Source organism: Microbacterium yannicii (genome assembly GCF_024055635.1).
Taxonomy (GTDB): domain Bacteria; phylum Actinomycetota; class Actinomycetes; order Actinomycetales; family Microbacteriaceae; genus Microbacterium; species Microbacterium yannicii.
Genome location: NZ_JAMXMB010000037.1, coordinates 1 through 20,976 on the forward strand (window position 1 = coordinate 1; position 20,976 = coordinate 20,976).

General features: G+C 68.5%; 17 protein-coding genes and 2 tRNA genes. 14 read left to right on the forward strand and 5 right to left on the reverse strand.

Translation table 11 applies throughout. From position 1 onward, the window contains the following. The first annotated feature begins 298 nt into the window (after window positions 1–298). The 4 genes from NCG93_RS16285 to NCG93_RS16300 all read left to right on the forward strand — a co-directional run bounded on the left by NCG93_RS16285 (window position 299) and on the right by NCG93_RS16300 (window position 5,843). Window positions 299–2,071, forward strand: coding sequence for a glycoside hydrolase family 13 protein (locus NCG93_RS16285; protein WP_194412805.1), 1,773 nt, complete (start codon window positions 299–301; stop codon window positions 2,069–2,071). Window positions 2,072–2,100: 29 nt separating this feature from the next. Further along, complete coding sequence (locus NCG93_RS16290) at window positions 2,101–3,474, forward strand: ABC transporter substrate-binding protein (protein ID WP_194412806.1); 1,374 nt, start codon at window positions 2,101–2,103, stop codon at window positions 3,472–3,474. 414 nt (window positions 3,475–3,888) lie between these two features. Continuing rightward, window positions 3,889–4,860: a carbohydrate ABC transporter permease gene (locus NCG93_RS16295; protein WP_194412807.1), complete on the forward strand. Its 972-nt coding sequence runs from the start codon at window positions 3,889–3,891 to the stop codon at window positions 4,858–4,860. An 8-nt stretch (window positions 4,861–4,868) separates the two neighbouring features. Beyond that, window positions 4,869–5,843: a carbohydrate ABC transporter permease gene (locus tag NCG93_RS16300; RefSeq protein WP_241741579.1), complete on the forward strand. Its 975-nt coding sequence runs from the start codon at window positions 4,869–4,871 to the stop codon at window positions 5,841–5,843. 160 nt (window positions 5,844–6,003) lie between these two features. Here the strand turns inward: NCG93_RS16300 and NCG93_RS16305 are convergent, their stop codons facing one another. Continuing rightward, window positions 6,004–7,359 carry a diacylglycerol/lipid kinase family protein gene (locus NCG93_RS16305; RefSeq protein ID WP_194412809.1) on the reverse strand — a complete coding sequence of 452 codons (1,356 nt, stop codon included), beginning with the start codon at window positions 7,357–7,359 and terminating at the stop codon, window positions 6,004–6,006. Between the two features lie 131 nt (window positions 7,360–7,490). On the opposite strand from NCG93_RS16305, the gene serS reads away from it, so the two are divergent. From serS to NCG93_RS16335, 6 genes are all read left to right on the forward strand, one after another. Next, complete coding sequence (serS, locus tag NCG93_RS16310; RefSeq protein ID WP_194412810.1) at window positions 7,491–8,756, forward strand: serine--tRNA ligase; 1,266 nt, start codon at window positions 7,491–7,493, stop codon at window positions 8,754–8,756. Beyond that, a complete protein-coding gene (locus tag NCG93_RS16315) occupies window positions 8,753–9,661 on the forward strand; it encodes an HAD family hydrolase (protein WP_194412811.1) in 909 nt (302 codons plus the stop codon). Before serS ends, NCG93_RS16315 begins: the two co-directional genes overlap by 4 nt. Window positions 9,662–9,974: 313 nt before the next feature. Further along, window positions 9,975–10,059: transfer RNA gene (locus NCG93_RS16320), tRNA-Ser, on the forward strand. 55 nt (window positions 10,060–10,114) lie between these two features. Continuing rightward, window positions 10,115–11,392: an LCP family protein gene (locus tag NCG93_RS16325; protein ID WP_194412812.1), complete on the forward strand. Its 1,278-nt coding sequence runs from the start codon at window positions 10,115–10,117 to the stop codon at window positions 11,390–11,392. Next, complete coding sequence (locus NCG93_RS16330; protein WP_194412813.1) at window positions 11,392–12,729, forward strand: LCP family protein; 1,338 nt, start codon at window positions 11,392–11,394, stop codon at window positions 12,727–12,729. The genes NCG93_RS16325 and NCG93_RS16330 overlap by 1 nt, the downstream gene beginning before the upstream one ends. 76 nt (window positions 12,730–12,805) lie before the next feature. Next, window positions 12,806–12,897, forward strand: a tRNA-Ser gene (locus NCG93_RS16335). A 155-nt stretch (window positions 12,898–13,052) separates the two neighbouring features. Here NCG93_RS16335 and NCG93_RS16340 read toward each other — a convergent pair. Continuing rightward, window positions 13,053–13,937: an SDR family oxidoreductase gene (locus NCG93_RS16340; protein WP_308212189.1), complete on the reverse strand. Its 885-nt coding sequence runs from the start codon at window positions 13,935–13,937 to the stop codon at window positions 13,053–13,055. Between the two features lie 127 nt (window positions 13,938–14,064). Between NCG93_RS16340 and NCG93_RS16345 the strand changes: the two genes are divergently transcribed. Further along, window positions 14,065–14,409 carry a carboxymuconolactone decarboxylase family protein gene (locus NCG93_RS16345; RefSeq protein WP_194412815.1) on the forward strand — a complete coding sequence of 115 codons (345 nt, stop codon included), beginning with the start codon at window positions 14,065–14,067 and terminating at the stop codon, window positions 14,407–14,409. Between the two features lie 220 nt (window positions 14,410–14,629). Here NCG93_RS16345 and NCG93_RS20400 read toward each other — a convergent pair whose 3' ends face one another. Next, a complete protein-coding gene (locus NCG93_RS20400; protein WP_194412816.1) occupies window positions 14,630–15,466 on the reverse strand; it encodes a phosphotransferase in 837 nt (278 codons plus the stop codon). Window positions 15,467–15,761: 295 nt separating this feature from the next. On the opposite strand from NCG93_RS20400, the gene NCG93_RS16355 reads away from it, so the two are divergent. Continuing rightward, the gene (locus NCG93_RS16355; protein WP_194412817.1) at window positions 15,762–16,790 is read left to right on the forward strand and encodes a lactonase family protein; all 1,029 of its coding nucleotides are present in this window, start codon (window positions 15,762–15,764) and stop codon (window positions 16,788–16,790) included. A 55-nt stretch (window positions 16,791–16,845) separates the two neighbouring features. Here NCG93_RS16355 and NCG93_RS16360 read toward each other — a convergent pair whose 3' ends face one another. Then, entirely contained in the window at window positions 16,846–17,874 is a 1,029-nt protein-coding gene (locus tag NCG93_RS16360) for an MBL fold metallo-hydrolase (RefSeq protein WP_241741580.1), read from the reverse strand. An 82-nt stretch (window positions 17,875–17,956) separates the two neighbouring features. Between NCG93_RS16360 and NCG93_RS16365 the strand changes: the two genes are divergently transcribed. Both NCG93_RS16365 and NCG93_RS16370 read left to right on the forward strand, forming a co-directional pair. Beyond that, window positions 17,957–18,775, forward strand: coding sequence for a LysR family transcriptional regulator (locus NCG93_RS16365; RefSeq protein WP_194412818.1), 819 nt, complete (start codon window positions 17,957–17,959; stop codon window positions 18,773–18,775). Then, window positions 18,772–19,668 (forward strand): serine hydrolase, encoded by an 897-nt coding sequence (locus tag NCG93_RS16370; protein ID WP_194412819.1) that lies wholly within the window; start codon window positions 18,772–18,774, stop codon window positions 19,666–19,668. The genes NCG93_RS16365 and NCG93_RS16370 overlap by 4 nt, the downstream gene beginning before the upstream one ends. Window positions 19,669–20,383: 715 nt before the next feature. Here the strand turns inward: NCG93_RS16370 and NCG93_RS16375 are convergent. Then, entirely contained in the window at window positions 20,384–20,947 is a 564-nt protein-coding gene (locus tag NCG93_RS16375) for a TetR/AcrR family transcriptional regulator (RefSeq protein WP_194412820.1), read from the reverse strand. Window positions 20,948–20,976 lie beyond the last annotated feature (29 nt).

The window sequence follows — 20,976 nt, forward strand, 5'->3', positions numbered from 1 at the left end:
GCTTCGTCTCGCTCGTTCCTCGCTCGCTCAGCGACCGGGGTCGGGGCTGCGCTTCGTCTCGCTCGTTCCTCGCTCGCTCAGCGACCGGGGTCGGGGCCGCGCTTCGTCTCGCTCGTTCCTCGCTCGCTCAGCGACCGGGGGTCGGGGCTCCACGCTGCCGAGACCCGCGCAGCGGGATCGGGTCTCCTGATGCACAATCGTGATCTTGCGTATTTCTGTCAAAGACTTGCAGAACGAGCCGCCCCGCAATACATTCGTCGCATCGAGTCCTTCCCCTTCATCGACGACGAGGAGTCACGTGGACACCGAGGTCCTCACCCGCGCGGAGCGAGCCGTTCCCTCGAGCGACAACCCGCTGTGGTGGCGGTCGGCCGTCATCTACCAGGTCTACGTCCGCAGCTTCGCGGACGGGAACGGCGACGGCACGGGCGACCTCGCCGGCGTGCGGGCGCGCCTCGGCTACCTCAAGGACCTCGGCGTGGACGCCCTCTGGTTCAACCCGTGGTACCCGAGTCCGCTGGCCGATGGCGGCTACGACGTGCAGGACTACCGCGACATCGACCCCCGGTTCGGCACGCTCGAGGAAGCGGAGCTGCTGATCCAGGAGGCGCTGGCCCTCGGCATCCGCACCATCATCGACGTCGTGCCGAACCACATCTCGGATCAGCACCCATGGTTCCAGGCGGCGCTGGCCGCCGGTCCGGGCAGCCCCGAGCGTGAGCGCTTCTGGTTCCACCCGGGCAAGGGCGAGAACGGCGACGAGATCCCGACGCACTGGGTCTCGAGCTTCCAGGGCGAGACCTGGACCCGCACGACGAACCCCGACGGCACGCCGGGGGAGTGGTACCTCCACATGTTCACGCCCGAGCAGCCCGACCTCAACTGGAATCACCCCGACGTGCGCCGGGAGCACGAGGAGATCCTGCGGTTCTGGTTCGACCGCGGCGTCGCGGGAGTGCGGATCGACTCGGCGGCCCTGCTGATCAAGGACCCCGAGCTCCCCGAGGTCGGCGAGAAGCAGGGGCCGGGGCAGCACCCCACCGAGGACCGCGACGAGCTGCACGACGTCTACCGGTCCTGGCGAGAGATCGCCGACTCGTACCCGGGCACGCGCGTGCTCGTCGGCGAGATCTGGGTGCCCGACATCGTGCGGTTCACCAACTACCTGCGTCCCGACGAGATGCACACCGCGTTCAACTTCGACTTCCTCGCGCGGCCGTGGGGCGCGGCATCCTTCCGCGAGTCCATCACGGCGACGCTCGAGGCCCACGCACCCGTCGGCGCACCGAGCACGTGGGTGCTGAGCAATCACGACGTCACGCGTCCGGTCACCCGGTACGGGCGCGAGGACTCCGCGTTCGCCTTCCTCAAGAAGCGTTTCGGCGTGCCCACCGACCCCGAGCTGGGCCTGCGCCGGGCGCGCGCGGCGGCGCTGCTGGTGGCGGCGCTTCCCGGCAGCCTCTACATCTATCAGGGCGATGAGCTGGGTCTGCCGGAGGTCGAAGACCTGCCCCTCGAGCTGATCGAGGACCCGATGCACTTCCGGTCGGGCGGGACCGACCCCGGACGAGACGGATGCCGCGTCCCGCTGCCGTGGACCGGTGACCACGCGCCGTTCGGCTTCAGCCCCGACACCACGTCCACCTGGCTGCCGCAGCCGGAGGGCTGGAGCGACCTCACCGTCGCCGCGCAGGAGGCCGACCCCGCGTCCACGCTGAACCTGTACCGCGACCTGCTGCGCCTGCGACGCGAGCTTCCCGAGCTCGGCGACGGTCCCCTCCAGTGGTGGGACGACGCGGTGTCCGCGGCCGCCGAACCCGGGGCGACCCACGGCGGCTCCGAGGTGCTCGCGTTCCGCCGTGGCGACCGCTTCGCGTGCGTCGTCAACACCGGCGAGGTCCCGGTCGCGCTGCCCCCGGGCGCGGCCGTCCTCCTCTCGAGCTGCCCCCTCGACGCCGGGCTGCTGCCGGGCAACGCCGCCGCGTGGCTGCGGCTCGAGCCCGCGGCATCCCTCTCCGATCCCTCACGCAACACCACCACCAACACGGAGCAGTCCGCGCCGAGAGGCTGACGCGGAACTCCCCCCAGAAAGGAAAGACGATGAAGTCACCAGCAAGGGTCCTGCTCGCCGGTGTCGCCACTCTGGCGACCGTCGGCGCCCTCGTCGGCTGCTCGGCAGCCGGTGGCGGCAGCGACGACAGCAGCGGAAAGACCGAGCTGCGCGTCGCGACGTTCCCACCGGGCGCCGACGAGGCCGCCTACGAGGCGTTCGCCGAGCAGGAGAAGCAGTTCGAAGAGAAGCACCCCGACATCGACATCATCGGTGTCGAGTACGAGTGGGAAGGGCCCACGTTCGCGGTGCAGCTCGCGGGCGGCAGCCTTCCCGACGTGTTCACCGTGCCGTTCACCGACGCCAAGACACTGCTCGAGAACGACCAGCTCATGGACGTCACCGATGAGATGGAGGACCTCGGCTACACCGACAGCTTCAACCCGATCATCCTCGACGCGGTCACGGGCGACGACGGGCACTACTACGGCTTCCCGCGCCAGGCCTACGCCAACGCGCTGTCGTACAACCGTCAGCTGTTCGAAGAGGCGGGCCTCGACCCCGACAGCCCGCCGACCACGTGGGACGAGGTGCGCGAGTACGCCCAGCAGATCACCGACGCGACAGGCAAGGCCGGCTATTCGCAGATGGCGACCAACAACACGGGCGGCTGGCAGCTGACCGTGGGCACCGCCGCGCGCGGCGGCCGCACCCAGATCGACAACGGCGACGGCACGGCGGAGTCCACGATCGACAACGACGCCACGAAGGAGGTGCTGCAGTTCCTCCACGACCTGAAGTGGGAGGACGGCTCGTTCGGGTCGAAGGTCGACCTGGACTGGGGCACGATCAACCAGGAGTTCGCGGCCGGGAACGTGGGCATGTACACCACGGGCTCCGACATCTACACCGCGCTCGTGCGGGACTTCGGCCTCGACCCCGACGTGTACGGCATCACCGTGCTGCCGCTCGATGGCGAGGACGCCGGTCCGCTGGGCGGCGGCGACATCGCCGTCATGAGCCCGACGATCGACGACGAGACCAAGGCCGCCGGCGTCGAGTGGATCGACTGGTACTACATGCAGAAGCTGCTGAACGAGGACGCCGCCGTCGCCGACGCGAAGGCGCTGAGCGAGTCCGACCAGGCGGTCGGCACGCCGCTGCTGCCCGTGCTGAGCCGTGAGCTGTACGACGAGTCGCTGACGTGGATCGAGCCCTATATCAACGTCCCGCGCGACCAGATGACGCCGTTCACCGACAACATCTGGGACCAGACACCGGTGGGTGAGGCGAAGGTCAAGACCCAGGAGGTCTACGCTCTCCTCGACGAGGTCGTCCAGACGGTCCTCACCGACGAGAACGCCGACATCGACGCCCTCCTCGCGCAGGCTCAGACCGACGCCCAGGCGCTGCTCGACGAGTAGCGGCACATTCCGGATGCCGCGGCCCTGCCTCGCCGCCGGGCTGCGGCATCCCTCACCCCATGGCCCCTGAGCTTGTCGAAGGGGCCGACCGTTTCATCGGTCCCTGAGCTTGTCGAAGGGTCCGACGGTTTCATCGGTCCCTGAGCTTGTCGAAGGGTCCGACCGTTTCATCGGTCCCTGAGCTTGTCGAAGGGTCCGACCGTTTCATCGGTCCCTGAGCTTGTCGAAGGGCCGCCCGTTTCATCGGTCCCTGAGCTTGTCGAAGGGCCCGACCGTTTCGTCGGTCCCTGAGCTTGTCGAAGGGCCGCCCGTTTCAACGGTCCCTGAGCTTGTCGAAGGGTCCGACGCCGACGACTCGCGACGCTTCGACAAGCTCAGCGACCGGAGACCACGCTCAGTGACCGGAGATCTCACATGACCGCGACCCTCCCCGAGCGCCCGGCGGCCGCCGCGGCGCCTCCACCCGCCGCGCCGCCGGCCCGGCGCAGGACGCGACGCACCCCGCTCACCTGGTACCGCGGGGGCGGGCTGGCGAACCTGCTCTTCGTGCTGCCGATGGTGTTCGTGTTCTTCTTCTTCTCGTGGTCGCCGATCGTGCAGTCGGTGCTGATGAGCCTGCAGAAGACGAACCTCATCGTCTCGGAGTGGGTCGGGCTCGACAACTACCTCGCGGTGATCACCGACCCGGAGCTCGGGCGAGCGGTCATCAACACCGTCTACTTCGCGGTGCTGGCTCTGCTGTTCGGCTTCCCGCTGCCGCTGTTCATGGCGGTGCTGATGAGCGAGGTGCGCCGGGGCAAGGGGCTGTACTCGGCGCTCGCGTACCTGCCGGTGGTCATCCCCCCGGTGGTCGCGGTGCTGCTCTGGAAGTTCTTCTACAGCGCCGATCCCTCGGGCGTCTTCAACACGGTGCTCGGGTGGTTCGGCATCCCTCCGCAGCCCTGGCTCTCATCGGCGGTGCAGGCGATGCCCTCGCTCGTCCTCGAGGCGACCTGGGCGGCTGCCGGCGGATCGATCATCATCTACCTCGCCGCGCTGCTGTCGGTGCCGCCGGAGCTGTACGACGCGGCCGAGGTGGACGGCGCCGGCATCTGGCGCAAGGTCTGGCACGTCGCGCTGCCGCAGCTGCGCGGCATCCTCTTCATCATGCTGATCCTGCAGGTCATCGCGACCGCGCAGGTGTTCCTCGAGCCGTTCCTCTTCACCGGCGGCGGTCCGGCCGGAGCGACCAAGACGATCCTGCTCTACATCTACGACAAGGCGTTCCGCAACAGCCTGGGCGGCGACTACGGCGAGGCCACCGCGGTGTCGGTGCTGCTGGCCGTCGTGCTCGCGATCCTGTCCTGGCTGTACTTCAAGCTTACGAACCGCTGGAGCACCCGATGAGCGCCCCGATGTCGACCTCACCGCTGCGCGAGGGCATGCGCGGCTTCCTGTCACGCCGCAACCGCTTCGGGCGACGCAAGCGCGAATCGATCGACGATCTCGCCGAGCGCACGATCGTGTCGGCGCCGGAGCGACGCCGGCCCGGCACCCGATTCGGGATGTCGGTGACACACGTCTTCCTCTTCATCACGCTCATGATCGCCGGCCTCGGCCCCATCCTGTGGCTCGCGAAGTCCGCCGTCACCCCCACGCAGGACACCCTGCAGCAGCCCTTCGCCCTGTGGCCGAACGGCATCGACTGGCAGAACCTGTCGACCGCGTGGAACGACATCCATATCGACCAGTACTTCTTCAACACCATCGTCATCGCAGCCGGGGCGTGGTTCGTGCAGCTGTTCATCGCGACCACCGCCGGTTACGCGCTGTCGGTGCTTCGCCCGAGGTACGCGCCGGTGCTCAACGCGCTGGTGCTGGCGACGCTGTTCATCCCCGGCATCGTGCTGCTCGTACCGCTGTATCTCACGATCGTGCGGCCGCCGTTCCTCGGTGAGGACGCGAGCCTGCTCAACAACTACCTCGCGGTATGGCTGCCGATGGCGGCGAACGCCTTCAACATCCTGCTCGTCAAGCGGTTCTTCGACAACCTGCCGCGGGAGGTGTTCGAGGCAGCGAAGACCGACGGAGCCGGACCCTTCCGGCTGTTCTGGTCGATCGTGCTGCCGATGTCGAAGCCGATCCTCGGCGTGGTGTCGGTGTTCGCGATCATCGCGGCCTGGAAGGACTACCTCTGGCCGATGCTGGTGCTTCCCGACCCGGCCGTGCAGCCGCTGTCGGTGCGGCTGCCGGCTGTCCAGTCGCAGACCGAGCTGGATGTGTTCCTGGCGGCGCTCGCCATCTCGACGCTCATCCCGATCGCGATGTTCCTGCTGTTCCAGTCCGTGTTCCTGCGGTCTGCGGGTCTGGGCGGAGCCGTCAAGGGCTGAGCGGCGCGGCGCGGTCCGGCGGCGCCGCGGCGCGGCGCGGTCCGGCGACGCGGTCCGGCCGCTCGGGCGCCGCGCGCGACCGCTGCACTTTCCTGCGACCGCGGCGTCGTGCGACCGCGCGGTCGCAGGAAACTGCCGCGCTCGAGCGCGCGGAGCCTACTCAGAGGCCGTCGGTGCTGTGGCCCTTGGGTACCACCACGAGGAGGGCGGCCGGGGCGACGCGGGTCTTGACCGAGAGGGCCTCGCCGAACTCGTCGCCGTCGAGCTGCACCGGCTGGGCGTCGTGCGTCGCCAGCTCGATGCCGGCACCGCGGGAGTAGACCACCGCGTTGTCCTTGGTGCGCAGCGACAGTACGCGGCGACCGGTGCGGAACCGGCGCAGGAAGCTGTTGTCCCACGCCACCCGGCGCCAGACGAACAGCCAGCCGAAGGGCCCCTTGGGCTGGAAGATCACGATGTCGAGCGCGCCGTCCGCGATCGAGGCCTCGGGAATGAGATCGAGGCCGGCGGGCAGCTTGCCGCAGTTCGCGAACAGCACGCTCTGCACGCGTGACGAGTGCAGCCGGTGCCCGGGCAACTCGTAGACGACGCGGAACGGCTTCGCGTAGGGGAGCGCCCGTGCCGCGCCGTCGACGTACGCGACCCACCCGACGGTCTTCTTCAGCTGCGGGTTGGTGTTGGCGATCATCGCCGCATCCAGTCCGATACCGCCCATGACGACGAACGCGTGCTCGACGGTGGTGCCGTCGGGGCGCGCGAGCTCGGTCCAGCCGACGTCCATCGCGAGGGTCTCGCCGTCGAAGACCGCGCGCACCATGGCGTCCGGCTCCGTCAGCGGCAGCCGCAGGTTGCGGGCGAGGAGGTTGCCCGTCCCGCTGGGAACGATGGCGAGCGGCACACCGCTGCCGCTCATCGCCTCCGACACCGCGCGCACCGTGCCGTCGCCGCCGGCCACGAGGACGGTGTCGACGCCCTCTTCGAGCGCCTGGCGAGTCACGTCGTCGCCGAGGTCGTCGACCGTCGTCTCGTAGAAGAGAGGCTCGGCCCATCCGGCGTCCGCCGAGAGGCGGGTGACGGTGTCGCGCAGGGTGTCGGCGTCGACCTTGATCGGGTTGTAGACGAGGGCGGCCTTGGGGGAGGGGCGCTCGCCCGTCGTCTGCAGGGGGCGTGTCCGCCCGGCCGGGTCCACCCGGCGCGCGTGGCCTGTCTCACCGTCCACCGTATCGGGCTCGATGTCGTCGGGCTCGCGGATCACCTGGTCCGGTTCGGCCGCTTCGGCCGGGTCAGGCGCTCCGGGGGCGGAGGGCCCGGAGGGGGTGGCCGCCTCGGCAGCGGGGGCCGTCTCGTCGATCTCCACCTCAGCGAGGTCGAGCTCAGCCGTACTCGGGCCGTCGGCATAGATCGCGTCGGCGGGATGCGGGATGAGGTCGTCCTCTCGGCGTTCATCCTCGGGGCGTGGGTCCTCGGGGCTCGGGTCCTCGGGTCGTGCGTCGTCGCTCGATCCAGATGCCGCCATGTGGTCCAGAGTAGGACCCGAAACGCCGGTCGGGCGCATCCGGGGCCAACGGGTGTGCCCCGGGTGCCTCGGCGCTGAGGCCCAGGATCTGTCACATCCGCCCTCGGGGAGCCGCCGACTAAGCTTGCAGGGTGATCGATCCCGTGCTGCTTCGCGACAATCCCGAGCTGATCAAGCGCTCGCAGGTGGCGCGTGGCGAGTCGCCCGACACCGTCGACGTCGCCGTCGAGGCGGATCGGGCGCGACGCTCCGCCATCACGGCGTTCGAAGAGCTCCGCGCGGCGCAGAACGCGCACGGCAAGCGGGTCGCGCAGGCGCCGAAAGAGGAGAAGGCCGCGCTCGTCGCCGAGGCGAAGCAGTTGAGCGAGCAGGTCAAGCAGGCCCAGCATGCGGTGACCGCCGCCGAGGAGGCATCCACCGAGGCTTTCGCCGCCCTCGAGAACATCGTCATCGAGGGTGTTCCGGCCGGTGGCGAGGACGACTTCATCACGCTGCGCACCCACGGCGAGGTCCCCGCCTTCAGCTTCGAGCCCCGCGACCACCTCGAGATCGGCGAGCGGCTCGGAGCGATCGACATGGAGCGCGGCACCAAGGTGTCGGGCAGCCGGTTCTACTTCCTCACCGGCATCGGCGCGCGCCTCGAGATCGCGCTGATGAACCTGGGCCTCGATCGCGCCCTGCAGGCGGGCTTCACGCCGATCATCCCGCCGACGCTGGTGCGCCCCGAGGTCATGCGCGGCACCGGCTTCCTCGGCAAGCACGCCGCCGAGGTCTACCACCTCGACGACGAAGACCTGTACCTCGTCGGCACCAGCGAGGTGCCGCTCGCCGGCTACCACATGGACGAGATCCTCGATCTCTCGCGCGGCCCGAAGCGCTACGCCGGGTGGTCGACCTGCTATCGCAGCGAAGCCGGGTCGTACGGCAAGGACACCCGCGGCATCATCCGCGTGCACCAGTTCAACAAGCTCGAGATGTTCGTCTACACGACGCCCGAAGCGGCGGAGGCCGAGCACCTGCGCCTCGTCGAGCTGCAGGAGCGGATGCTGCAGGACCTGGGTCTGTCGTACCGCGTCATCGACGTCGCGGCGGGCGACCTCGGATCGAGCGCCGCCCGCAAGTACGACGTCGAGGCGTGGGTGCCCACTCAGAACGCCTACCGCGAACTCACCTCGACGTCGAACTGCACGACCTACCAGGCCCGTCGGCTCGACATCCGCTACCGGCCCGAGGGTGGCAAGACGCAGCCGGTCGCGACGCTGAACGGCACGCTCGCGACCACCCGCTGGATCGTCGCCCTGCTCGAGACGCATCAGCGCGAGGACGGCTCGGTCACGGTGCCGGAGGTGTTGCGACCGTTCCTCGGCGGGCTCGAGGTCATGGAGCCGATCGCGTGACCGACGCCCACCTGCCCGCGACCGGGTCGATCAAGGTCGTCGCGCCGAAGAAGGCTGCGAAGCTCGTCGAGCGGGTGGCGCGCGACACCGAGAACCCCGCGGTCGCGACCGAGCAGCTGCTGATCGCCCTCGACATCGACGGCACGGTGCTGCTCGAAGACGAGTCGCTGAGCCCGGGCGTGGTCGACGCCGTCGAGCACGCCCACCGCGCCGGCCACGAGGTGATGGTCGCGACCGGTCGCAGCTGGGAGGGCACGCGCGGCATCGTCCGTGTGCTGGGCATCGCGCCGGAGTTCGTGGTGTGCTCCAACGGCGCCGTCGTCCTCAAACGGCTGGAGGCCGACGAACTGCAGTACGAGCGCTGGCATGTCGAGACCTTCGATCCGCGCGCCGTGCTCGAGCAGCTGCGCGAACACCTGCCCGACGCCCGCTACCTCGTCGAGCTGCCTGACGGCCGCCGCCTGTACACCGAGTACCTCGAGGACTGGAACCTCACCAACGCGCGCCGGGTGCCGTTCGAGGAGCTCGGCGCTCAGCCCGTGTGCCGCATCGTCGTCGTCTCGCCCGACAAGCGCGAACAGGACTTCGTGGACCTTGTGGCCCGCATCGGGCTCAACCACGTCACCTACGCCGTCGGCTGGACCGCGTGGCTCGACATCGCGCCGCAGGGCGTCGACAAGAGCACCGGCCTCGAGCTGGTGCGCCACGAGCTCGGCATCGACCCGGCCCACGTGCTCGTCATGGGCGACGGCCGCAACGACGTCGGCATGTTCCGCTGGGCGCTGGACAACGGCGGTCGCGCGGTCGCGATGGCGCAGGGTCCGCAGGAGGTGCGGGATGCCGCGGGCGAGACCACCTCGTCGGTGCACGAGGGCGGCGTGGCCGCGGTGCTCCGCGAGCTCTGACGTTTCGCCCCGCTCCGCTCGCTCAACCCCGATGCTCCGGGCTCCGGTCGCTGAGCTGAACCCACCGGTCGCTGAGCTGAACCCACCGGTCGCTGAGCTGAACCCACCGGTCGCTGAGCTGAACCCACCGGTCGCTGAGCGGACCCACCGGTCGCTGAGCTTGTCGAAGCGCCCTCCCACAGCCTCAGGCAAACGGCATCCGTGGCGTCCTTCAGATGATTGCCAGGCGCCCTTGGAACAATGGGGCGACAGTGCTGTCGGCTAGACTCGACGCCTGTTCGACGGATGCCTCCCCCCGGGGTGGCATCGGTCGGGAGGGTTGTCCGAGCGGCCGATGGACCTGGTCTTGAAAACCAGTGGGCAGCAATGTCCCGTGGGTTCGAATCCCACACCCTCCGCAGACGATGTGACGGGGGCGAACCGTGAGAATGCAGCATCCCTGAGAGGAACCGAGTGAGCTCGACGCACAAGCCCACGAAGCGTGGCCGCCGCACGGTGGCGCGCCACGGTGAGCTGTCGTCTCCGAGTCCGTTCGGATTCATCCTCAAGATCGTGGGGATCGTCGCCGCCGTCGTGCTGGTCTCGGGTGTCGGCGTCGCGGCATATGCCGCCACCGACGTCGTCGCCAGCTTCGCTGACGGCGCCGTCGAGCTCGAGGGGCAGGAAGCTGCTCCGCCCGACATCGGGGCGATCGAGGGCGGCGTCGACATCCTCCTCGTCGGCACCGACGAGTGCGAAGAGGAGTACGCCTACCTCTTCGGCGCGCGGTGCACGGGAGCGGATGCCGGCGGTCAGCTCAACGACGTCAACATGCTCGTGCACATCTCCGACAATCCCCGCCGTGTGACGGTGGTGTCGTTCCCGCGCGACCTGATGATCCCCTTCCCGTCGTGCACGCGCGACGACGGTTCGACGACGTCCGCCACGTCGAAGACGCAGATCAACGAGGCGTGGAGTTACGGCGGCCTGTCGTGCGTCGCCAAGACGGTGAGCGACCTCAGCGGTCAGAACATCCCCTTCGCGGCCAAGGTGAGCTTCGGCAACGTCATCAACATCACGGACGCGATCGGCGGTGTCGACGTCTGCATCGGCAACGGCGGCATCAAGGACAAGTACACCGGCATCAACTGGGGCCCAGGCCAGCGCACGATCCAGGGCGTCGAGGCGCTGCAGTTCCTCCGCACCCGGCACGGGCTCGAGAACGGCAGTGACCTGGCCCGCATCTCCAACCAGCAGCAGTACATGTCGAGCCTCGCCCGCAAGCTGGTGAGCAGCGAGGTGCTGTCGGATCCGGCCACCCTCTACAAGCTCGCCACCACGGCTGTCGACAACATCACGCCGAGCGAGTCGCTCGTCAATCCGATGACGCTCGTGCAGATCGCGCTCGCCCTCAAGAACGTGCCCTTCGAAGACATCAACTTCGTCCAGTTCCCGGTGAACGCCGACCCTGCCGACGCGAACCGCGTCGTACCCAATGAACGCCTGGCCGAGAAGCTCTGGGCCGCGCTGGCAGCCAACGAGCCGATCGTGCTGACCAACGACCAGAACAACACCGGAGGCGTGGTCACGGTCGAGCCGCAGCCGACGGAGCCTCCCGTGGAGACCGCTCCGACGCCCGGCGCCACCGATACCCCCGCACCGACGGAGACCGCTGTGCCCCTGGACGACATCCCCGGTCAGTCCGCTGCCGACCAGACCTGCTCGGCCGGAAACGTCAGGGCCACCGGCTGATGGCGGCTCCGAAGCGGTCCTCGTCCGAGGGCCGGACCCCCGTCGCGCGTCACGGTGCGCTGAAGTCGCGGCATCCGTTCGCCACGATCTTCGCCATGCTGGGCGTCGTGCTCGCCGTCTTCGGAGTGAGCGCGGCCGGCATCGCGGCCTACAACCTGTGGGACGCCACGCAGACGGTCACCGCCAACGCGGTCGTGCTCGACGAGGAGAAGCCGCTGCCTCCGTCGCTCGGGGCGATCGAAGGCGGTGTGAACATCCTGCTCGTGGGCACCGACTCGTGCGAGGGCGAGAACGCCAAGCTGTCGGGCGCCTGCATGAACGGTGACACCGAGGGCGAGCGCAACGACGTCACCATGCTCGTGCACATCTCGGATGAGCCACGGCGCGTCACGGTCGTGTCGTTCCCGCGCGACATGCTCGTGCCGATCCCGGCGTGCGACAAGGCGGACGGCAGCGGCAAGAAGATCTCGGCGATGTCGTCGCAGATGATCAACGCGTCGTACTGGTACGGCGGACTCGGCTGCACCGTCGACACCGTCGAAGCGGTGATCGGCAACGAGCAGATCACGATCGACTTCGCGGCCGCGATCCGCTGGACCGGTGTGATCAACGTCTCCAACGCCATCGGCGGCATCGATGTGTGCGTCTCGGGGGACGTCAACGACAACAACACCGGACTGCATCTCACCGCCGGCACGCACACGCTGCAGGGAGTGCAGGCCCTGCAGTTCCTTCGCATCCGGCACGGCATCGGCGACGGGTCCGACCTCGGTCGCATCTCGAACCAGCAGCAGTTCATGAGCTCCATGGTGCGTAAGCTGCAGTCCGACGCGGTGCTCGCGAACCCCGCGACGCTGTTCAACCTCGCAACGACGGCGATCAGCCAGGTGCAGGAGGGTCAGCTCGTGCTGAGCTCGGGCCTCACGAACCCGACGCTGATGGTGCAGATCGCCATGGCCGTGAAGGACGTGCCGTTCGAGGACATCGTGTTCGTGCAGTACCCGACCGTCTATGCGCCCGGGCTGAATGGGAGCGCCTCCAGCCGTGTGCTTCCGGTGAAGGCAGCCGCCGAAGAGCTCTTCAATGCACTCGCCGCCAACCAGCCGCTGACCCTCACCGGCGAGGCCAGCGGAGGCAACGCGATCGAGGTGACCGGTGAGGCCGAGCAGCCTGCCGTGGCACCGACCCCCGCCGCCACCGATGCGGGTGCGACCCCGGCAGCTGGCGAGGGGACGGATGCTGCGGCCGCCCCCACCGACCAGGCCCGCGTCGAGCTGCCCTCGGCCATCACCGGCCAGACGGCGAAGGAAACCACCTGCACCCGCCCGCAGAAGTGACTTCGGTTCGGTGCAGCCGCGCCGACCGGTTATGATTGCTGGGCGCGTCCGGTTCGCTTTCGAGTGCCGGACGCCTGGAGACGTCGCATAGTCAGGCCTAGTGCACCACCCTGCTAAGGTGGAGTCCTCGTAAGGGGACCGAGGGTTCAAATCCCTCCGTCTCCGCCACGAAAAGCCCTGATCAAGGAGATTCCTCCTCCCGGCGTCGGGCCCATCTGCGAACGATTCGCGAAGAAACTTGTTCGTAAGGTCCGCGGGGTTGCCGTTGTGGATGCAGGTCACGCCCGCCGGATCGGCCGACGAGAACGCAGGAGCACCAGAGCTCAGGCGGCGTCGTCGGTGTGGTCGAGGCCTGTGGAGAGGTCGAGGTGGGCGTCGGCCTGGTCGATGAGGGTCTGACCCTTCTGCTTCACGGCTTGTACCGCGTCGGCGCCGGCGACCCAGCGCGCGGGGGGCTCATCCAGGTCGAGGATCTTGACGAGGCTGGCGGCGAGTTTCGCGGGATCTCCGCTCTGCTTCCCGTTCATGGACTTCCACGCCTCGATCGTGCTCGCCGTGTCGGTGTAGTCGTCGATGGACAGGTCGGGCCACAGGGTGGACGACCCCTCCACGAGCAGTTCGGTGCGGAAGAAGCCGGGTTCGACGGCGGTGATATGGATGCCGAACTGCTCCACCTCTTCCCGCAGCGACTCGGTCCACCCCTCCAACGCGAACTTCGAGGCGCCGTAGGCACTGCCGAATCCTCCGGAGACGACTCCCGCGGTCGACGTGATGGTGACGATGTGCCCGGATCGCTGGCGGCGCATGACGGGCAGCACCGCGCGGGTGACGTTGAGCGGTCCGAAGAAGTTCGTCTCCATCTGTGCTCGGAATCGCTCGGGGCTGATCTCCTCGAAGTATCCGGCCTGGAAGTTCCCCGCGTTGTTGACGAGCACGTCGATGCGATCGAAGCGATCGATCGCCGCGTTCGCGGCCGCGTCGATCGAGGCGGTGTCGGTGATGTCGAGCGAGACTGCCAGCAGGTCGGCGTGCTCGCCCACCGCCGCTTCGACGGTTGCGGCATCCCGTGCCGAACCGACGACGCGGTGGCCGGCAGCGAGCGCCGCCCGCGCGATGTCGACGCCCATGCCGCGGCCCGCGCCGGTGATGAGCCAACCTTGCTGTCGTCCATGCTGTGCCTCCGTGTCATGCCTGCGCGAGGATCGCACCGGCTGAACCCGTGACGGACACTACGCCGACGCCGGATGTCGAGGAATGCTCTGGCAGTACACGTTCCGGTGGTACCTCCCGGCCGCGCGGAGACAGGTGTTCGATGGGTGGGACGGAAGGATCATCATGACGGACACTGCAGGAACGGGCTGGACCGGCGGACAGAGGGCGGTCGGCGATATTGCGCCGGCTCTCGCTCACTACACCGACAAAGTGCTGTTCGACGAGGTGTGGGAGCGGTCGGAGCTCTCCAAACGGGACCGCAGTCTGGTGACCGTGGCCGCGTTGACGGTTATGGGGAACACCGATCAGCTCCGGTTCCACCTGGATTTCGCCCGGCAGAACGGCGCAACCGAGACCGAGCTGATCGAGGCGCTCACGCACCTGGCTTTCTATGCCGGGTGGCCCAGGGCCATGGCTGCCGTGGGCGTGGCCAAAGAGGTCTTCGATCCATCACGGACTGAAAGCTGAGAGGTGTGGCGGCAGCGCCTCTGCGAAGCACCTGCGAACACCGGAGCAGCTCTGAGCCTCCGTCGAAGTTGACCAACGCGAACACGGCTGGGACCCCGCGAACCGGCAATTCCCTCAGTCTCCGCGTTGCATGAGCGGAACGTGGATCACCGCGTTGGGCACCAATGGGGCAATGAGGCGCAAGCATCTCCTCTGCAGGATCTCGTGTCCGGGGCTTTAGCTACATGACCGCCTTGGTGAGGGCTTCCTGGTTCTTCCGCAGCCATTCCTGGCGACGGCGGATGGCGTCACCGACGCCCGCGTCCCACATCCGGCGCCATCCGCCGCCGTCACGTTCTGCCCGGAGCCTCATCGAGTACCAGGTGCGCTCCGCCGTGTTCCGCGCGAGCGGTACGAGCATCGACCGCGAGGCCGCGTCCAAGTCGTAGGCGTCGACCAGCATCGCCGCACGGGCGCACGCATCCGCATCCGCCAGGGCTTCGGGTCGGTCTTCGACCGGCTGCCAGGGCGCCCACCACTGAAGCAGATTGCAGACGTCGTCGATGCGGGAGGAGGGGCGGGCGAGGTCGAAGTCGATCAAAGCGCTAGCGATCCCGTCGCGGAACACGACGTTCTCCAACGTCACATCGCGGTGGCCGATCAGTTCGTTCGGCACGGGGAACGGCTCCGGTGAACCCTCCGGCCGGATCGGGGATGCGTCGTCGAACACCTCTGGCATGCCGAAGGAGCCGACCGCGTCGTGATACGCCCGCAGGAGGGAGGCGACGCTCGCGGCACGGTCGTCCGAGGCGACCCACTCGGGGGCGGGGCGCCGGGCTACCTCTCCGTCGACGAAGGTCAGCACATCCCTGCCGCGGTCATCGACTCCGAGATAGCGCGGCGCGCCGGCGAAGCCCACTCGTTCGAGGTGGATGAGCAACGAACGCACCCGCTCGGACGAGGCGCTGTGCGGACGGCGGACCGTGTCACCGGAACGGACCACCCCTTCTGTGACGTCACCGCCCTGGAGTAGTTCCTCGGGAGACACGGAGTCCCACGCATTGACCTGACCTTCCACGGCCGACATCCTTCCGTACATCACGGTCGAGCTGGTCGCCGCGGGTTCGATCGACAGAGTCTCGGAGAGTATCAGCCGCCGCACGCTGCGACACATTCCTACGGCAGCCGATAACGGGGCGGCGTGAAACGCCGGATGGCGAGGAATGCTCCTCGCCATGCCCGGCTGACAAGCTCGAGTGGGCGATGTCTGCGGGATCGACCTGCGGCGCTCGTGCTCGCTGAACGACCGGCGCCGGTCGCATGCGGTTCGGCTGCAACTGCGCCCGGTCGGCGGGCGCACGTACGATCGAGGGGTGACCGAATCCACCCTTGTCCTCGTGGCCAATGCCGGTGACGGCAGCATCAGTACGTTTCGTCTGTCGGACGGCGCACTCGAACGGCTTGCGGTGACGGAAGGGCTGGACGGATGCTCCTGCTTCGCGGTCGACACCTCGCGCGACCTCGTCTACGCCGGCGTCAAGGGCGAGCCCGCCGGGATCGTGACGCTGCGGCTCGATCGCCGTACCGGTCGCCTGGAGCAGTTCTCTCGGCTGGACCTCCCGGACGGCGGGATGAACTACCTCGCCCTGACCCGCGAAGGCACGGGTCTGCTCGGCGTTTCATACGGCGGCGGGTACGGGATCTCTGCACCGGTAGCCGACGGGGTCGTGGGGCAAGCGGTCTCGCGGATCGCGTTCCCCAACCTCCACTCGGTGCGCCCGAGCGCCGACGGCCGGTTCGCATACTTCGTCTCGCTCGGCGCCGACCTCGTGGCGCAGTACGCCATCGACGACGCCTTGGGTCTTGCACCGCTCGACCCGGAGACCGTTGGCGCACCGGAGGGCAGTGGACCGCGGCACCTGGTACTCAGCGCGGCACAGGACGCGGTGTACGTGCTCACGGAGTTCTCGGGCGAGGTACTGCACTACGCGCGCGACGTGCGGACCGGCTTGCTCGAGCTGAAGGACGCCGCTCCGGTGTTCGACCCGTCCAGAGGGTTGACCCATAGCCGGTTCGGTGCGGATCCGCGGGCCGAGCACCTCATCTGGGGCGCCGACCTGCACTTCGGCGCACAGGAGCGCTGGCTCTGGGCAACGGAGCGCACCGAGAGCACGCTGGCGGCAGCATCCGTTGCCGAAGACGGCTCGGTCTCGGCGCCTACGGAGTTCACCGTCACCGAGACGCAGCCCCGAGGCTTCGCGATCAGCCCGGACGGAGCCTATCTCGTCGCGGCAGGTGAGCAGTCGACCGACGTTGCGCTGTACGCGGTGGATGAGAATCGGCTCGAGCTGCTGCAGCGCGCGGAGACGGGGCACGGCGCGAACTGGGTGCGCTTCGCCTGAACCCGATGGCCCGATCGAGCGTGAGCCGAGGTACCGCGGGCCTGGTGCGGGGACATCAGAGCAGCTGCATCGGCGTGAGGTAATTCGGCTCCACGACTCGGGTGCGCGGCGAGATCCGCTTGATGTCCGCCGTGAGCGCAGCCATGCGGAGACGAGTCTTCTCATCGGTCTTCGGCGCCGTGCCGAGCGGGGATTCGAAGTCGTCCCAGTGCACCAGGATGACCGTGCGGGGCTTGTCGAGCGCGCGGAGCAGTCGGCCGGCGTAGTCCGCGGTGAAGCCGTTGCTCGGCACCGGCAGCGCTACGGTGTCGACACCCAGTCCCTGCAGTTCCTGATCGTCGTAGTCGCTTCCGCCGAGCAGGAGCACGCCCGGCCGGCCGGCCGCTGGTCGGATGACGAACCCGATGGTGTCCCCTTCGAGCAGGTCTGCGATCGTCGCAGGCGGCGGGGGAACCTGTGTGCGCACGCCCGGGAACGTCAGACCTCCGGCGCCGTTACGACTGTGCAACGATCGGACCACCCGTACGACGGCATCCCCGATGTTGAGTTCCTCACCACCTTTGACGACGGCGAGCTGGGCGGAGGGGAGCCCCATGGCGATTCCGAGCTGGTAGCCCGTCAGCGTTGTGTAAACCGTCGACTTCCACCTCGCGGCGATGTGGGGAACGTCCGCGAAATGGTCCCAATGGGTATGTGTGACCAGGATGGCCGACACGCCAGGGCGCCCGTCCCCCGGCGAGCCGAGGGCCGAGGCGATCGCTGTGGGGTCGAGCGTCAGCGGAGTGGTCTCTTTGAACGCTCCCGCAGCCAGGCCGGTGTCGAATCGGCTGAGATACGGGTCCAGCAGGAGGGTCGTCGTCGGGGTGGAGATCCTCCACCCCGCGTTGCCGAGCCATTCGAATGCGGCGAATCCGCCCGCCCCCGTGGGCTGCTGCCCGTCAAGACTTTGTGCGGACGCGAGCTGGGGCACGGCCGTCTGCATGACGACACCCGCGAGTGCCGCGGCGCCGGCGCCGGTGAGCACGGCGCGGCGGCCCATCTGCGGACTGATGGCCTTCTTCTTCATCGACTGTGAGGAATCCATTCCCGCAGTTTTCAAGGTCGACCCGGTGAGAGTCAAAGACTCTCATTGACCCGTCTCGATATTGTTTCGATATCGTGGCCCCATGGATCTGCTTCGTCATCTGCACTTCTTCGCCGCGGTGGCCGATGCCCGGCACTTCGGCGATGCCGCCCGTGACCTCGGCATGACCCAACCGCCCCTGTCCCAGGGCATTCAGCGGCTGGAGATGCGTCTCGGCATCCGTCTCTTCGATCGGGACGCGCGGGGGGTCCGCATCACTCCCGCGGGGCAGTCGCTCCTTCCGCACGCGCGTGAGCTCCTGCGCCTGGAAGGCGAGTTCGACGACCTTGCTGCCGGCTTGGCCGTGTCGACGCAGATCAGGCTCGGGCTGGCGGGCGACATCGACGATCTGATCGACGGTGTGGTCGGCGCTCTCGCATCGACGGGACACGAGACCGCGCCGACGGTGGCCGGAAGCGTGGAGCTGGTAGACCTGCTTCGCGACGGAGCGCTCGACGTCGCGGTGTTGCGCCACCCGGGCATCGTCGACGGCCTCGAGGCGGGACCGGTTCTGGTGGTGCACACCCGATGGGAACCTTCTGGCGCGGACGCCAAGAGTTCGCTTCCCGTCGCTGTCCCGCCCCGTCACCACCAGCCCCCCGCGCACGATCAGCTGATCGATGCGCTGCGCCGGGCGGGCCACCGCGGCAGCGTCGTCGAAGCCCACGACATCGCTCAACGCCGCGCCATGACGGCAGCACGCAATACGGTTCGCCTTGCGCCGGTGGCAGCCGCGGCGTCTGCTGACGTCGACGCGCCCCCGCTGCGGCTGCGGATCGCCACCCCGCTTCCCAAGAATCAGCGGTCCGATATCGATTACCCGGTCGCCGTGGCGGTCTTGACCGCGGCGCTCGCCCGATGACGGCCGATCACGCGAGGCACGAGGCCGATCTCGCCGAGATCGCCCGGGACGCGGGGCTGTCCGCGTGGGTGCACGCGAGCCGGCTGGATGGTCCACCGGGCGAGGTCGGGCTTTCTCAGGGGGAGCCTGTTGCCATCGCCTCGGTGTACAAGCTCCCGCTTGCTGTCGCGTGGGCGTCCCTCGTCGACGACGGACGACTCGATCCGCGCGAGAGCGTGCGTGTGCCGGCAGAAGGACGTGTCGGGGGTCCGACCGGAATCGCAATGCTGTTCGACGACGTGGAGATCAGCCAGCGTGACGCCGTCCGGCTCATGCTGGCAGTGTCCGACAACGCCGCCGGCGATGCGATCCTGTCCCTGATCGGCCTCGACCGTGTTCACCGCCTTCTGCAGGATCTCGGCTTGCCGGCCACCCTGGTCCGCCACGGCTCGGCCGAAGAAACAGCGTCCGTCATGCGAGATACCGGCGCGGACAGCTGGGCTGCCGCGCAGGCGGCCCTGGCGGACCCAGATCGTATGGCCGGCACCTCTCAATACGATCCGGCGTACGCGAGCGCAGGATCGGCCGCCGACCTCACCGCCGCGTTGCGCATCCTCTGGCGGCGAACGGGCGATTCCTTCGTACTCGTCCGCGATGCGATGGCCCATCAGGCGTGGCGGCACCGCGTCGGATCCGGCTTTCCGCACGACGACGTCGCCGTGCACGGCAAGACGGGGTCGCTCGGCAGTCTTCGCCACGAGGCAGCTGTCGTGCGATTTCCCGATGAGTACCCTGTCGCCGTGACGGTGCTCACCCGAGCCGTGCGATCGGAGCGTCACCAGCCACGCGCCGACGCGGCGATCGGCGTACTCGCTCGGCGGGCCGTATCGCCGTTGCGGCTCCCGGTGTCCTGAGCTGCCGGTCCCGAGGGTGCGCAACCTCCACTCGCCACGATGCAGGGAGTGCCTCCAGACCCGTCCCAGGTGACGACGCCCATCCGGTCGTGCCGGCCCTTCGAGAACGCTGCGACGCGCCCGGCAGCGCGCTGGGACCGGGAGATCGACGCCCAAGCTGGTCGGGACTCTGTCCGGCCGATGACTCACGCCACGCGCTCCGATGACCCTCAGGCGAAAGTGGCCGCACTCGAGCTTGTCCCCCATATGGGGGACAAGGTATGGTTGCCATGGGTGTGAGCGGAGATCCTGGGATTTGGTCTCCGCTGCGCACCGCTGGGATTTCTGGGGCTGGGGCCGCTGACTTCCCTCGCGCGCGACCCCCCGTGTGCGAACGGTCCCCTCGGACGCTGCAGCTAAAGCCTGTAGCGTCCGAGGGGACCTGGGCTTCGCCCGCACTGTCACTCGCCTGCTGGGGACAGGCCGGCACTGGGGATGCCGCTGTGACATTCGCGTCAGCGTGGCGAGCTCGGCTTGGTCCCCACCCTAGAGTGTCCTGACCACGCACTCAAAAGCATTCATTACTTGGACTCAGTCCACCCATCACGGGTTCGTTCTATGAACGCGGGTGAGCGCGGTCGACGTCGTGGTCCCGAGGCAAGCGACGGCAGCGCTGTCCGCCAAATGATCCCGGTCGACAGGCCGCTCTTGCTGGCGTCGGTGCTGCAGGGCGCGACTACCGCGAGGGGAGCAGGGGCAGCAGGAGCTCTCGGAGGGCGATCTCGGTCTGAGCGGGGTCGAGTCCACCGTCGAACCGGAGGATGCGCCAGGTCGTGGCATCGCAGATCGCGATGATCTGGCCGGTCCGTCGGGCGGCTTCAGACTCTGCGAGCGACGGGTCGAGGGTGAACGCCCGTCGGCACCAGTCCACATGGAAAACGCGCCCCTGTGCGGCGATCTCGGGAAGGCCCGGCACGAGAGGGGCCTCCGCATACGTCTTCAGGATCAGCGCTCCGTAGCGCTCATAGTGCGTGACCAGGGCGCCGATCGTCTCGCCCGGCGATGCGTGCGCCGCGGCCTCGCGAGCAGCGACGATGCGTGCGAGCTCCCGTTCCACCGTCGCGTTCATGAGAGCGGGCTTACTGCCGAATCGACGCAGCACGGTCTGCCCCGTCACGCCCGCATCGGCGGCGATGTCGTCGATGCGGATGTGCTCGTAGGGGGTCGTCTCGAACCGTCCCAGCATGGCATCGACGATCCGTTCGCCCGTGCGCTCGGCATCCTTCGCCCGTGCGGTCATGCGATACGGCCTTGCATTCATGTTAGTTA

Coding starts and splice junctions, on each gene's coding strand:
- NCG93_RS16290 (WP_194412806.1), top strand. CDS start 2,101: ATGAAGTCACCAGCAAGGGTCCTGCTCGCCGGTGTCGCCACTCTGGCG.
- NCG93_RS16295 (WP_194412807.1), top strand. CDS start 3,889: ATGACCGCGACCCTCCCCGAGCGCCCGGCGGCCGCCGCGGCGCCTCCA.
- NCG93_RS16300 (WP_241741579.1), top strand. CDS start 4,869: ATGTCGACCTCACCGCTGCGCGAGGGCATGCGCGGCTTCCTGTCACGC.
- NCG93_RS16305 (WP_194412809.1), bottom strand. CDS start 7,359: ATGGCGGCATCTGGATCGAGCGACGACGCACGACCCGAGGACCCGAGC.
- NCG93_RS16330 (WP_194412813.1), top strand. CDS start 11,392: ATGGCGGCTCCGAAGCGGTCCTCGTCCGAGGGCCGGACCCCCGTCGCG.
- NCG93_RS16345 (WP_194412815.1), top strand. CDS start 14,065: ATGACGGACACTGCAGGAACGGGCTGGACCGGCGGACAGAGGGCGGTC.
- NCG93_RS16360 (WP_241741580.1), bottom strand. CDS start 17,874: ATGGATTCCTCACAGTCGATGAAGAAGAAGGCCATCAGTCCGCAGATG.
- NCG93_RS16365 (WP_194412818.1), top strand. CDS start 17,957: ATGGATCTGCTTCGTCATCTGCACTTCTTCGCCGCGGTGGCCGATGCC.
- NCG93_RS16370 (WP_194412819.1), top strand. CDS start 18,772: ATGACGGCCGATCACGCGAGGCACGAGGCCGATCTCGCCGAGATCGCC.
- NCG93_RS16375 (WP_194412820.1), bottom strand. CDS start 20,947: ATGACCGCACGGGCGAAGGATGCCGAGCGCACGGGCGAACGGATCGTC.